This is a genomic window from Escherichia sp. MOD1-EC5950, assembly GCF_002965345.1.
Classification (GTDB): domain Bacteria; phylum Pseudomonadota; class Gammaproteobacteria; order Enterobacterales; family Enterobacteriaceae; genus Escherichia; species Escherichia marmotae.
Map to the genome: position 1 here is coordinate 1 of NZ_PTSR01000151.1, position 381 is coordinate 381.

Here is a 381-nt window from a genome sequence, read left to right on the forward strand (position 1 = left end):
CACCAGTACCGATGCCGTCAACGGCTCGCAACTGAAAACGACAAACGATAACGTTGCCACCAACACCACCAATATCACCAACCTGACCAATGATGTCGCGGATATCAACACCACAATCACAGGCCTGGAAGATGATGCCCTGCAGTGGAATGGTACGGCATTCAGCGCCAAACACGGCACTAACACCACCAGCAAAATCACCAATGTCATGGCCGGTGACCTGTCTGGCACCAGTACCGATGCCGTCAACGGCTCGCAACTGAAAACGACAAACGATAACGTTGCCACCAACACCACCAATATCACCAACCTGACCAATGATGTCGCGGATATCAACACCACAATCACAGGCCTGGAAGATGATGCCCTGCAGTGGAATGG

At 52.2% G+C, this 381-nt stretch carries 1 pseudogene; it reads left to right on the top strand.

Features of this window, described 5'->3' with window-relative positions:
- Positions 1-381: pseudogene (locus tag BEA93_RS24765) on the top strand (hypothetical protein); the annotation flags it as partial.